General features: G+C 62.8%; 13 protein-coding genes. 8 read left to right on the forward strand and 5 right to left on the reverse strand.

What is annotated here, in order from left to right; translation table 11 throughout:
- Window positions 1-170: 170 nt before the first annotated feature.
- From KW824_RS04935 to serA, 4 genes are all read left to right on the forward strand, one after another.
- The gene (locus tag KW824_RS04935; RefSeq protein WP_218409116.1) at window positions 171-1517 is read left to right on the forward strand and encodes a Na+/H+ antiporter NhaC family protein; all 1347 of its coding nucleotides are present in this window, start codon (window positions 171-173) and stop codon (window positions 1515-1517) included.
- Window positions 1518-1751: 234 nt separating this feature from the next.
- The gene (locus KW824_RS04940; RefSeq protein WP_163153789.1) at window positions 1752-2348 is read left to right on the forward strand and encodes a 5-formyltetrahydrofolate cyclo-ligase; all 597 of its coding nucleotides are present in this window, start codon (window positions 1752-1754) and stop codon (window positions 2346-2348) included.
- Window positions 2349-2518: 170 nt separating this feature from the next.
- Complete coding sequence (gene rpiA / locus KW824_RS04945; RefSeq protein WP_025327396.1) at window positions 2519-3172, forward strand: ribose-5-phosphate isomerase RpiA; 654 nt, start codon at window positions 2519-2521, stop codon at window positions 3170-3172.
- A 355-nt stretch (window positions 3173-3527) separates the two neighbouring features.
- Window positions 3528-4760: a phosphoglycerate dehydrogenase gene (gene serA / locus KW824_RS04950; RefSeq protein ID WP_043130189.1), complete on the forward strand. Its 1233-nt coding sequence runs from the start codon at window positions 3528-3530 to the stop codon at window positions 4758-4760.
- Between the two features lie 84 nt (window positions 4761-4844).
- Here the strand turns inward: serA and KW824_RS04955 are convergent, their stop codons facing one another.
- Window positions 4845-5225, reverse strand: coding sequence for a diacylglycerol kinase (locus KW824_RS04955; protein WP_371316591.1), 381 nt, complete (start codon window positions 5223-5225; stop codon window positions 4845-4847).
- 140 nt (window positions 5226-5365) lie between these two features.
- Here KW824_RS04955 and KW824_RS04960 point away from each other — a divergent pair, with 140 nt between their 5' ends.
- Window positions 5366-6430, forward strand: coding sequence for a 3-deoxy-7-phosphoheptulonate synthase (locus KW824_RS04960; protein ID WP_218409117.1), 1065 nt, complete (start codon window positions 5366-5368; stop codon window positions 6428-6430).
- Window positions 6431-6607: 177 nt separating this feature from the next.
- Here KW824_RS04960 and KW824_RS04965 read toward each other — a convergent pair whose 3' ends face one another.
- The 3 genes from KW824_RS04965 to KW824_RS04975 form a co-directional block, all read right to left on the reverse strand.
- A complete protein-coding gene (locus tag KW824_RS04965; protein WP_218409118.1) occupies window positions 6608-7393 on the reverse strand; it encodes an ATP-binding cassette domain-containing protein in 786 nt (261 codons plus the stop codon).
- Entirely contained in the window at window positions 7380-8387 is a 1008-nt protein-coding gene (gene btuC / locus KW824_RS04970; RefSeq protein ID WP_218409119.1) for a vitamin B12 ABC transporter permease BtuC, read from the reverse strand. Before btuC ends, KW824_RS04965 begins: the two co-directional genes overlap by 14 nt.
- Before the next feature lie 85 nt (window positions 8388-8472).
- Window positions 8473-9204 carry an ABC transporter substrate-binding protein gene (locus tag KW824_RS04975; protein ID WP_218409120.1) on the reverse strand — a complete coding sequence of 244 codons (732 nt, stop codon included), beginning with the start codon at window positions 9202-9204 and terminating at the stop codon, window positions 8473-8475.
- 112 nt (window positions 9205-9316) lie between these two features.
- On the opposite strand from KW824_RS04975, the gene KW824_RS04980 reads away from it, so the two are divergent.
- The 3 genes from KW824_RS04980 (at window position 9317) to glgC (ending at window position 12409) form a co-directional block, all read left to right on the forward strand.
- Window positions 9317-9673, forward strand: a complete 357-nt coding sequence (locus KW824_RS04980) for a DMT family protein (protein ID WP_005328056.1) — start codon at window positions 9317-9319, stop codon at window positions 9671-9673.
- A gap of 54 nt (window positions 9674-9727) precedes the next feature.
- Window positions 9728-10867, forward strand: coding sequence for a type IVa pilus ATPase TapW (gene tapW, locus KW824_RS04985; RefSeq protein WP_171276387.1), 1140 nt, complete (start codon window positions 9728-9730; stop codon window positions 10865-10867).
- A gap of 270 nt (window positions 10868-11137) precedes the next feature.
- The gene (glgC, locus tag KW824_RS04990; protein WP_218409121.1) at window positions 11138-12409 is read left to right on the forward strand and encodes a glucose-1-phosphate adenylyltransferase; all 1272 of its coding nucleotides are present in this window, start codon (window positions 11138-11140) and stop codon (window positions 12407-12409) included.
- Between the two features lie 103 nt (window positions 12410-12512).
- On the opposite strand, the gene KW824_RS04995 is transcribed toward glgC, so the two are convergent.
- Window positions 12513-12755 carry a FeoC-like transcriptional regulator gene (locus KW824_RS04995; RefSeq protein WP_139436654.1) on the reverse strand — a complete coding sequence of 81 codons (243 nt, stop codon included), beginning with the start codon at window positions 12753-12755 and terminating at the stop codon, window positions 12513-12515.
- Window positions 12756-12782: the final 27 nt, after the last annotated feature.

Genomic DNA, 12782 nt, shown 5'->3' on the forward strand with positions numbered 1-12782 from the left:
CAGAATCACAAAAGAAAAAGACTTATCCATCTGGACGTCTATCTTGACCGAATGCCCCCGACTCACTACTGTAAGCCCCCCATAGCGGCAGGATGCCTACCCTGTGTCCGAACATACTCGGGCCAACACAGGCAGCGACAGGAGGTCATTGTTCAAGTTTCGAGGAACACATGATCCAGACCCAACCCAGTGCCAGAGCCCTGCTGCCCCTTCTGGTCTTTCTTGCCCTCTTCATCGGTACCGGCACCTGGCTGACCCTGCAGGGGGTCGAGTTTGCCTTCTACCAGCTGCCCGCCCCCGTGGCCGCCCTGCCCGCCGTCATGCTGGCGCTGATGCTGGGCAAGGAGGGCTTCAACAAGAACCTTGAAACCTTCTTCAAGGGGGTGGGTGACAGCAACATCATGGCCATGTGCCTCATCTATCTGCTGGCGGGCGCCTTCGCCACCGTGGCCAAGGCCACCGGCGGGGTGGATGCCACCGTCGCTCTCGGCCTCTCCCTGATCCCGGGCTGGTTCCTGCTGCCGGGGCTTTTCCTCATCTCCGCCTTCATTGCCACCGCCATGGGCACCTCCATGGGCACCATAGGCGCAGTGGCACCTGTGGCCCTCGGTGTCGCCCAGGCCACCGGCATCGATCCCGTGCTGATGGCGGGCACCATTCTCTCCGGCGCCATGTTCGGCGATAACCTCTCCATCATCTCGGATACCACCATAGCGGCGACCCGCAGCCAGGGCTGCGAGATGAAGGACAAGTTCCGCGAGAACGTCAAGATTGCCGCCCCCGCCGCCGTGCTGGTGATCCTGCTCTACCTGCTGCTGGGCTCCACCGGTGAGGCCCCCGCCGCCAACGCCAGCGCTGACCTGCTCAAGGTGATGCCCTACCTGCTGATCCTGGTGCTGGCGCTCGGTGGCATGAACGTCTTCGTGGTGCTCGGCCTTGGCATCCTGGCCGCCGGTGGCGTTGGCATGATCGGAGGCTATCCCCTCGGCCAGTTCAGCAAGGACATCTACCAGGGCTTCACCAGCATGCAGGAGATCTTCCTGCTCTCCATGCTGATCGGCGGCCTCGGTGCCCTGATGGAGCGCCAGGGGGGGCTGGCCTGGATCAGCGCGCGCATCGCGGCCCTGATCGCGCGCTTCACCCGTGCCCACGACGGTGAACAAAACGAGAAGGCGGCCGAGCTCGGCATCGCCGGTGTGGTCGGCTTGACCAACCTCTGCACCGCCAACAACACGGTCGCCATCATAGTGGCGAGCAAGGTGGCCCGGGACCTGGCAGAGCAGCACGGGGTTACCCCGCGCCGCGCCGCCTCCATGCTGGACATCTTCTCCTGCGTGGTACAGGGTCTCATCCCCTGGGGCGCCCAGGCGCTGCTGCTCGGCTCCATCTTCGCCCTCTCACCGCTCTCGGTCGTGAGCATGAGCTTCTACCCCATGGCGCTGGCCCTGGCCGCCCTCGTCGCCGTTTTTATCAAGCATCAGGTGCGCGGCGGCGCCGATAATCGACAAGTCGTCTGATCATCACCTTCTACCACTCAAACCTGGGGCTGGCCGCCATAGTCGCGGCGTTCGTCAAGCACCAACTGCGCACGGCGACCGAGCCCTCTCCCCAGAGCTGAATCAGGGCCCTCGCTGGCCGGGGACTATCCCGTCGTCCCCGGCCAGATCCCGGCACCGTCCCTTCCCCGCTTTTCATCCCTATGGCCCCTTGTTAAGGTAACCCAGCCCTTTAGTTCCACCACAGGAGCCCCCATGCCGGATACCCAGCCCGAACGCCAAAGCCTGCGCCAGCTCATCCGCCAGCGCAGAAAGAGCCTGAGTCAGGCCGAGCAGCAGGCGGCGGCCCAGCAACTGGTCACGCGCTTCCAGGAACACCCCGAGATCCAGGGGGCCAGACGCATCGCCCTCTACCTGGCCAATGACGGTGAGCTCGATCCCCTGCCCGCCATTCACTGGCTCTGGAGCCAGCGCAAGGAGGTCTACCTGCCGGTGCTGCACCCCTTCACCCCGGGTCACCTGCTCTTCTTGCGCTACACCGCCACCAGCCCCATGACCCGCAACCGCTATGGCATCGCCGAGCCCGAGCTCGATGTGCAGCAGGTGCTGCCCCACAGCATGCTGGATCTCATCTGCACCCCGCTGGTGGCCTTCGATGCCGAGGGCAACCGGCTCGGCATGGGAGGCGGCTATTACGATCGCACCCTGGCCTGCTGGCACGAGCACGGGCTGGGCCCAAGGCCGCTGGGTCTTGCCCACGACTGCCAGCAGGTGGAGTCAGTGCCCCAGGCGCAGTGGGACGTGCCGCTGCCTCAGATCATCACCCCCGCCCGCTGCTGGCGCTTCTCCTAGCAAGTTTTGCCCTGCTGCCGGGGGGCTGGTCCCCTTACCCAGCCCCTTGGCTCAATAAACAGGCAAACGATTTACATCTTGGGGCTTTTTGCCCCGGAACGTGACCGCCATGGTCGCTCTGGGCAGGATGCTTGGATATAATGCGCCCGCTTTTTCCATAAGGATCCATCATGACTCAAGATGAAATGAAGAAGGCGGCCGGTTGGGCTGCGCTCAAATACGTGGTACCCGGCACCATAGTCGGGGTGGGCACCGGCTCTACCGTCAATCACTTCATCGACGCACTGGCGACCATGAAGGACGAGATCAAGGGCGCGGTATCGAGCTCCATCGCCTCTACCGAGCGCCTCAAGGGGTTCGGCATCCCGGTGTTTGACCTCAACGACATCGATGCCCTCTCCGTCTACGTGGATGGCGCCGACGAGATCAACGGGACCCGCGACATGATCAAGGGGGGCGGTGCCGCCCTGACCCGCGAGAAGATAGTCGCGGCCGTGGCCGACCAGTTCATCTGCATCATCGACAACACCAAGACAGTCGAGGTGCTGGGCCAGTTCCCGCTGCCGGTGGAGGTGATCCCCATGGCCCGTGAATACGTGGCCCGCGAGATCAGAAAACTGGGTGGCAACCCGGTGTGGCGTGAGGGAGTGGTGACCGACAACGGCAACATCATCCTGGACGTCAAGGGCATGGCCATCACCGATGCCAAAGGGCTGGAAGTGCAGCTCAACGCCATAGTAGGCGTGGTCACCAACGGCCTGTTCGCCCATCGCGGCGCCGACGTGGTACTGATCGGTACTCCGGATGGGGTCGTCACCCAATAAGGCATCTGCCATGGTCGGTGTGGTCACCAACGATCTATCTTCCGCCCATCGCGGCGCCGACGTGGTACTGATTGGCACGCCAGAGGGCGTGGTCACGCAATCAGGCTGACTGCGGGAGGGAACGCGGGTCACCAGACCCCCATTATTACCCCCGCGAATGGACAACGGCGCCTGATGGCGCCGTTTCTATTTATCCCTCAATGGCTTGTAGCAACATCGCTGCAAAAAACGTTGATAACTTCAAAGAATTTGACTTTCGTCACAAATATTCCCTCTCCCAAACGTTTTTGCTACTTTACGGTTTTCTTCACACTGCAAGCCTGAGCGCATTTTTCAAAACAATAGAGGGAACGTCATGACAGCCAAGTTTTCGCTGGACAAGGATAAGATCAAGGTACTGCTGCTGGAGGGAGTGCATCCCAACACGGTGGAGACCTTTCGGGCAGCCGGCTACACCAATGTTGAGTATCTGAAGACCTCCCTGTCGGAAGAGGATCTGGTCGAACGTATTCGTGACGTGCATTTCGTGGGCCTGCGTTCACGCACCCAAATCACCGAGAAGGTGCTGGATGCCGCCAGCAAGCTGGTCGCCATCGGTTGCTTCTGCATCGGCACCAACCAGGTTTCCCTGGATGCCGCCCACGTGCGTGGCATTCCCGTCTTCAACGCCCCCTTCTCCAACACCCGCTCCGTGGCCGAGCTGGTACTGGGGGAGATCCTGCTGCTGCTGCGCGGCATCCCCGAGAAGAACGCCAAGTGCCATCGCGGCGTCTGGGAGAAGCTCGCCAACCGTTCGGTGGAAGCCCGCGGCAAGAAGCTCGGCATCATAGGCTACGGCCACATCGGCACCCAGCTTGGCATCATCGCCGAGATGATCGGCATGAAGGTCTACTACTACGACATCGAGAACAAGCTCTCTCTGGGCAACGCCATCCAGGTACCGAACCTGGTGGAGCTGCTCAACATGTCTGACGTCATCAGCCTGCACGTGCCGGAGACCGCCTCCACCAAGGATCTCATCGGTGCCGAGCAGCTGCGCATGATGAAACCGGGCGCCATCTTCATCAACGCCTCCCGCGGTACCGTAGTGGACATCGACGCCCTGGCCGACGTCATCAAGAGCGGTCACCTCTCGGGTGCCGCCATCGACGTCTTCCCGAGCGAGCCCAAGTCCAATGACGAGGAGTTCCTCACCCCGCTGCGCGGCCTGGACAACGTGATCCTGACCCCCCATATCGGCGGTTCGACGCAGGAGGCCCAGGAGAACATAGGTCTGGAAGTGGCCAACAAGCTGGTCAAGTACTCAGACAACGGCTCCACCCTCTCCGCCGTCAACTTCCCGGAAGTCTCCCTGCCGGGCCACAAGGGTTCCAGCCGCCTGCTGCACATCCACCGCAACCAGCCCGGCGTGATGAACCAGATCAACCAGATCTTCGCCGACGAGGGGATCAACATCGCCGGTCAGTACCTGCAGACCAGCAGCGAGATCGGCTATGTGGTGATCGACGTGGAAACCGAGCACAGCGAGAAGGCGCTCTCCCGTCTCAAGGAGATCAACGGCACCATACGTGCCCGGATCCTGCACTGATGTCCTGAGCCCGGCGCCAGGCCAGCAAAAAGCCCGTCTCGATGACGGGCTTTTTTATGTCAGGAGAAAGGTTGCTCTCGCAATCTACCACCAACCCAGCAGATTGCGGCCAATCAGGGCGCCCCACACCAGCGCATTGAGGGCCAGGGCGATGAAGACGGCAGCGGAACCGAGATCCTTGGCGCGCCCCGACAGCTCGTGATGCTCGGAGCCGATGCGATCCACCACCGCCTCGATGGCGGAGTTGAGCACCTCGACGATCACCACCAGCCAGCTGATGCAGATGAGCAGCAGGATCTCGTTGAGGGAGTTGCCGAGCCAGCCTGCCAGCGGCATCAGAGCCAAGACAAGCACCAGCTCCTGACGGAAGGCCGCCTCGTTAATCCAGGCCGATTTGAGACCCTTCATGCTGTAACCGGTTGCGTTGATGATGCGGGTAATCCCGGTCGCGCCTGGCTTTGCCACGATAACTACCTCATTTGAAATGGCTTTTAGGCTCACATCCTATCAGAGCCTCCCAAGGTTTCCATCGGGGGATTTTTGCTTTATTTTATTCCCTTGCATTTCGGCATCCCGCCCCCTTATTCACTCGAGAATTGAGTCGTATGTCCATTCACACCGATGAATTGCGCACCCGTCGCCTGGAGTCCCTGATCACTCCGAGCGAGCTGGCGCACGCCTTCCCGTTAAACGACACCGTCGCCCAGAACCTGCTGGATGCCCGCCACGATGTAGAAGCCATTCTGGCCGGTGAGGATCAGCGTCTGCTGGTCATCGTCGGCCCCTGCTCCATCCACGATCCGGCCGCCGCCCGCGAATACGCCCAGCGCCTGAACACCCTGCGCGAGCAATACAAAGAGAGCCTGTGCATCGTGATGCGCACCTACTTCGAGAAGCCGCGCACCATAGTGGGCTGGAAGGGGCTCATCAACGATCCGCGCCTCGACGGCAGTTTCGATGTGAACGAGGGGCTGAAGCTGGCCCGCAAGCTGCTGGTGGACATCAACGAGATGGGCATGCCCACCGCCACAGAGTTCCTCGACATGGTGACCGGCCAGTACATCAGCGACCTCATCACCTGGGGCGCCATAGGCGCACGCACCACAGAATCCCAGGTGCACCGCGAGATGGCCTCCGCCCTCTCCTGCCCGGTGGGCTTCAAGAACGGCACCGACGGCAACACCCGCATCGCCATCGATGCGGTGCGCGCCGCCCGCCACAGCCACATCTTCTATTCCCCGGACAAGGACGGCAAGATGACCATCTACCGCACCGCCGGCAACCCCTATGGCCACGTGATCCTCCGTGGCGGCCACAGGCCGAACTACGACACCGCCAGCATCGACGAGGCCTGTGAGGCCCTGGCCGACGTGGGCCTGCCCGAGCGGCTGGTGGTGGACTTCAGCCACGGCAACAGCATGAAGGATCACCGTCGCCAGCTGCTGGTGGCGCAGGATATCTGCGATCAGCTGCGCCGCGGCCGCACCGGCATCGCCGGCATCATGGCCGAGAGCTTCCTGGTGGAAGGGCGGCAGGACGTGGAGAACGGCTACGCCGCCACCTTCGGCCAGAGCATCACCGATGCCTGCCTCTCCTGGGAAGACACCGAAACCCTGCTGGCCATGCTGGCCGAGGCGGCGGCTGTGCGTCTGAGCAAACAGCTGGTTTGAACAACTAAACGTTCTGCTCAGCGATACAAAGGGCCAGACATCCCGGATGTCTGGCCCTTTGATTTTCCCGGTAAACGTTGAGTCTCAGGGCTGGTTAGCCGCTTCGCGCTATCCAGCCCGGGCGCTCCTTCTCCCTTCTCCCCTCGCGGGAGAAGGGTCGGAGATGAGGGGGCAGCCTCACAGGCTCGGCATAAACCAGACCCGGCCCGCCGCCTCGACGCGATCCGTCTTGATCTGGAACACCCGCTCCAGCAAGGCTTCGTCGATGACATCCACGCCCCCCTCACTCACCACCCGCCCTTGTTGCAGACAGAGGATGCGATCCGCCCAGTCGATAGCCAGGTTGATGTCGTGAATGGCGATCACCACCAGCAGGCCTTGCCGGGCCAGGCGCTTGAGCAGCCGCAGCAGGGCCAGCTGATGGTGCAGATCCAGTCCCGCCAGGGGCTCGTCCAGCAGCAGCACCCGCCCATCGGTGTTGAGACCTGGCCAAAGTTGCAGCAGGGTGCGGGCAATCAGCACCCGCTGCTGCTCACCGCCGGAGAGGCGGTTGAAGTCACGCGCCAGCAGGGCATCGAGCTCCAGCGCGGCGCAGATCTCGGCCACCGCCCTGCCCTGTGTCTCGGGCAACCCCTCCTCATCCAGTCCCAGACTCAACACCTGGAACACCGGAATATGGAACAGCTGGGGCTGGCGCTGGGGCAGCATGGCGCGGCGCCTGGCAAGCTCGGGCCAGCTCAGGTCGGTGAGCACTTTGCCACCCAGCAGCACGGCACCGTCGGCGGGCAGAATGCCGGCCAGGGCGCCGAGCAGAGTCGACTTGCCGCTGCCGTTGGGGCCGAGCAGCGCCACCAGCTGGCCCCCCGCCCAGGCAAGATCCAGGGGGGAGAGCCGCGCGGAGATCCCGAGGGCCCGCGCCTCCAGCAGCCAGAGGGGATCGGAGGAGGGCTTAACGGGAGACATCGGCATCTTGCCTCAGCAGCAGGTAGATGAAGAGCGGCGCTCCCACCGAGGCGGTGATGACGCCGATGGGCAGCTCACCGGCCTGAAGGGCCGAACGCGCCACCAGATCGGCACCGAGCAGCAGGGCGCCGCCCCCCAGCGCCGAGGCGGGCAGCAGGAAGCGCTGATCGCTGCCGCCGCACAGCCGCAGCAGGTGAGGCACCACCAGGCCGACGAAGCCGATGACACCGCACAGGGACACCGCGACCCCGGTGAGCAGGCAGACCGCCAGCACCAGCCGCACCCGCATGCGGTCCACGTTCATCCCCATCAGCCGGGCCTGGGTCTCCCCCAGCAGCAGCTGTTGCAGTGCCCGGCCCTGCCAGCAGAGCCAGCCCAGGGTCAGCGGCAGCACCAGCCACCACCAGGCGAGCTGCTGGCTGCCATAGGAGAGGCTCCCCATCATCCAGAACATGAATTCCCGCAGGGAGCCGTCGTCGGCAAAATACATCAGCCAGGTCATGGCCGCATTGGTGAGAATGCCGATGGCCACCCCGAACAGCAGCAACCGGGTGTGGCCGAGCCGGGCCCGGCGTGCCAGGTGGATGAGCAACATGGTGACCACCAGGGCGCCGCCGAAGGATGCCAGGGATAACCCCCAGCCCGGCAGATAGACGCCGAGGGACTTGGCTACCGCCATCGCCACCATGGCGGCGAGACCCGCCCCGCTCGAGACGCCGAGCAGGCCGGGCTCGGCCACAGGGTTATGCAGCATCACCTGCAACACGGCACCACCACAGGCGAGCGCCGCCCCCGCCAGCAGGGCCAGCAGGGCGCGCGGCAGGCGCAGCTCCAGCAAGATGCGCAGCTCCAGCTCCCCCAGAGGCTGCCAGGGCAGCAGCACGAACTCCCCCAGGGCAAGGGAGAGCAGGAAGAGGGAGAGCACGAGCAGCGACAGGGCGATCAGCCAACGGCGCTGCCAGCGCTGCTGACGATGGATGAGAGCGAGATACACACGGGATCCCCGAAATGAGACAGCTGCCGCCCCGACCCGGGGCCAGCAGGAAAGCTGCATGATAACAGCGCGTTACCACCCAAGGTCAAGGCTGGTAAGGCTTGGCCAGCGTCGCGACCTCGCCGCTCTCCACCATGGCCTGCAACGCCTGCGCCAACACAGGCCCGAGCGCATGATGGGGTGAGTGCTTGCTCATGCCCAGATAGAGCACCACGGGATGAGGCGGGCGGTAGTCCGCCTTCATGAGGCTGGCGTCGTTGCGCTGGCTCAGGGCGTAATCCACCTGGCAGTCGGTGCCTATCATCAGGGACAGATGGCCCCGCTCCACCATGCGCAGCAACTGATCCTCGGTCGGCACCCCATGCTTGTCGAGCTGGCTGTCATCGTCGAAGGGGGCGAAATAGGCGGAGTTGAGCACATAGCCTATCTCTCGGCCACGCAGATCAGCGTAGGTTTTCAGAGGGGCCACCGCCGCCGCCTTGCCGTAGAACGCCGGCCGGCACTGGTAATAGGGTGGTTGCAGGTAATCGATGAAGGCTGCCCGCTCTCGCGTATGGGCCAATCCTATCATCAAGTCCGCCTGACCGGTCTGCATCTGCTTGAGCGCCCGTCCCCAGGGCACACGCTTGAGGGTGAGCGCGATGCCGCTGCGAGCCTGCAGCTGGTGCAGAATGTCGATATCCAGACCATGGAACTCGTCGTTCTGCGCGAGCATGCGAAACGGGGGCCAGACATCGGTTACCACCGTCAGGGTTGGCGCCCCTTGCACCCAGCAGGCAAACAACAGACCAAGCACTCCCCAGCTTGTCTTGCCCATCCAGTTTCAACCTTCTGTTGCCCCATCCTTGTGGCATAAAAATACCCTCAAGCCCCACTTATGGAAACCCGGGAAGTCGAGATAAAATGCATTGATTTCAAAGGAGAACCTAATGAACCCTATCATGACCAGTATCGGTCTGCTGATCTGCAGCAACGTCTTCATGACCTTCGCCTGGTATGCCCATCTCAAGAGCATGAACCACAAGCCCTGGATCATCGCCGCCCTGGTGAGTTGGGGGATCGCCCTGTTCGAGTACCTGCTGCAGGTGCCCGCAAACCGTATCGGCCACACAGTGCTGACGGTCGGTCAGCTCAAGATCCTGCAGGAGGTGATCACCCTCACCGTGTTCGTCCCCTTCTCCATCTTCTATCTGAAGGAAGACCTGAAGTGGGACTACCTCTGGGCGGGCCTGTGCATCCTGGGCGCGGTGTTTTTTGTGTTTCGCGAGAAACTGACCGGTGCCTGAGGCTGTACACTCAAGCACATTGATCCCCCATCCCTTTGAGTGACGAGGCAACACATGGAATTGCGAGACATGCTACAGATCCTGGCCAAGCAGGATGGCTCCGACCTCTATCTCTCCACCGGGGCTCCCCCCTGCGCCAAGTTCAATGGCGCCCTGCGCCCCTTGAACGAGGTGCCGCTCGAGCCGGGCGAAGTGGCCAGGATCGCCGCCGATCTCATGGACTCGGAGCAGAAGCAGCAGTTCGAGAAAGAGCTGGAGATGAACCTCGCCATCTCCCTGCCCCAGATAGGCCGGTTTCGGGTCAACATCTTCAAGCAGCGCAACGAAGTCTCTCTGGTGGCGCGCAACATCAAGACCGAGATACCCCGTTTCGAGGATCTCAAACTCCCCCCGGTGCTGCTCGACACCATCATGGAGAAGCGCGGCCTGGTGCTGTTCGTCGGCGGTACCGGCTCGGGCAAGTCCACCTCGCTTGCGGCCCTCATCGACCACCGCAACCGCAACAGCGGTGGCCACATCATCACCATCGAGGATCCGGTGGAGTTCGTCCATCGCCACCGCAAGAGCATCATCAACCAGCGGGAGGTGGGGGTGGACACCCGCAGCTTCCACGCGGCCCTGAAGAACACCCTGCGCCAGGCACCGGACGTCATCCTCATCGGTGAGATCCGTGACCGGGAGACCATGGAACATGCGCTGGCCTTCTCGGAGACCGGGCATCTGGCCATCTCCACCCTGCACGCCAACAACGCCAACCAGGCGCTGGACCGCATCATCAACTTCTTCCCCGAGGAGCGCAGGCCCCAGCTGCTCAACGATCTTGGCAACAACCTCAAGGCCTTCGTCTCCCAGCGGCTGGTGAAGACCACCGAGGGCGGCCGCCGGGCGGCGGTGGAGGTCATGATCGGCACCCACACCATTCGCGATCTCATCAAGCGCGGCGAGTTTGGCGGCCTCAAGGATATCATGGAGAAATCCAGGGCCCTTGGTATGGTCACCTTCGATAGCACCCTGTTCGATCTGGTGGTGGAGGGGGTGATCGACGAGGAGGAGGCGGTCAAGAACGCCGATTCCCAGAACAACCTGCGCCTCAAGATCAAGCTGTGGAAGGAGAAGGGGCAGATAGGCAACAGTGCGGAGGCCAGCGGCTGGAGCCTGGAGCCCAGCAAGGATGAGAACAACGATATCTTCTAGTCAGGTGCGCCCCCTCCCCCGCTGAGCACACAGCCGCCCGCGCGGCTGTGTGCTCAATGACCGCGCGGCCAATGCCTCTCCTCTGCACTCACCTCTTTGCCCTTCATCCGGCCGCAGGTGAGCCATCCCCTCGGAGCAATGACGCTCGCCACATAAATGACAAAAAAATCAACTTAAGCCCCAACCCTGCCATCAATGTGGTTGAAAACCCTTTCAAACGGGCCTCAAAAGAGGCACCATTGATGAGGTGTATCAATAAAGGGGTATTCAATGTTGTTACAACCAGCCAACACAGCAAGGTCCAGACAGTTATTGAACGAGACCATGGCGTTGGTGTTAGCCGGGGGGCGAGGCAGTCGGCTCCAGCAGTTGACGGACAACAGGGCAAAACCGGCCGTGCATTTTGGCGGCAAGTTCCGCATCATCGACTTCGTCCTCTCCAACTGCATCAACTCCGGGATCCGCCGGATCGGCGTGGTCACCCAGTACAAATCCCACAGTCTGCTGCGTCACCTGCAATCGGGCTGGTCCTTCCTGCGCTACCAGATGAACGAATTCATCGAACTGCTGCCGGCCCAGCAGCGCATTGACGAAGTCAGCTGGTATCGCGGCACCGCCGATGCGGTCTACCAGAACATGGACATCATTCGCGAGCACGGCCCCAAATACGTGGTGGTGCTGGCGGGGGATCACATCTACAAGATGGATTACGCCGCCATGCTGCTCGATCACGTCAACCTGGGCAGCCGGGTGACCGTGGCCTGCATCGAGGTGCCGCGCCGCGAGGCCCGCGCCTTTGGCGTGATGGCGGTGGATGAGAGCCGCAAGATCAACGCCTTCGTCGAGAAGCCCGCCGACCCGCCCGCCATACCGGGCAAGCCCGACACCGCGCTGGCCTCGATGGGGGTCTACATCTTCGACGCCGACTACCTCTACCAACTGCTGGAAGAGGATCTCGCCAACGAGCAGTCCCACCACGACTTCGGCATGGACGTGATCCCGCGGGTGGTCAAGGAGGGTACCGCCTATGCCCATCCGTTCAGCCTCTCCTGCGTCGGCTGCTGCCCGCAGAAGCGTCCCTACTGGCGCGACGTGGGCACGGTGGACTCCTTCTGGGAGGCGAACATGGATCTCGCCTCGGTGACGCCCGAGCTCGACATCTACGATCAGGACTGGCCCATCTGGACCAGTCAGAGGATGACGGCCCCCGCCAAGTTCGTGCAGGATCAAAACGGCCAGCACGGCATGACCATCAACTCCCTGTTCGCCGGTGGCACCATCGTCAGCGGCTCCTTTATCGTCAGCTCTGTGCTGTTCACCAACGTGCGGATCGACTCCTTCTGCACCCTGGATCAGGCGGTGATCTTCCCCGGGGTCGAGATCGGGGCCGGCTGCCGGTTGCGCCGGGTGGTGATCGACAAGGGCTGCACCCTGCCCGAAGGCCTGGTGGTGGGCGAAAATGCCGATGAGGATGCCCGCCGCTTCTACCGCTCCGAGCAGGGCATAGTGCTGGTCACCCAGGAGATGCTGGCCAGGCTGTGATGGCCCGGATGGGCCCTCCCCGCCAAGACAGCAAGACAGCCAATAAAGAGACCCGCCATCGGCGGGTCTCTTGTTGTCAGCTGACGCTCTCTGGCGACAGTGCTCAGCGCTGCTGTACCAGGCCTATCCTGCCTGGCTCGCACCACTCGAACATCACCTCCTCGCTCTTGCCGCAGCAACTGCCGCCGCACACCCGGGTCTCCCGCTTGGTGACGCGGCCCTTGCGCATCCAGACGCCGAGCATGGCCTCCACCGCATCCTCCGAGGTATGGAAGTGGCGTGCCAGCTCCCGCCGGCTCACCCTCTGCTGCGCCGCCAGATAGTCACCCAGCTCTCGCAATATCATGGCGTGACCTCCCCCTGATGGGTCAAT

Source organism: Aeromonas sp. sif0611, assembly GCF_019218845.1.
In the GTDB taxonomy this organism is placed as follows: domain Bacteria; phylum Pseudomonadota; class Gammaproteobacteria; order Enterobacterales; family Aeromonadaceae; genus Aeromonas; species Aeromonas media.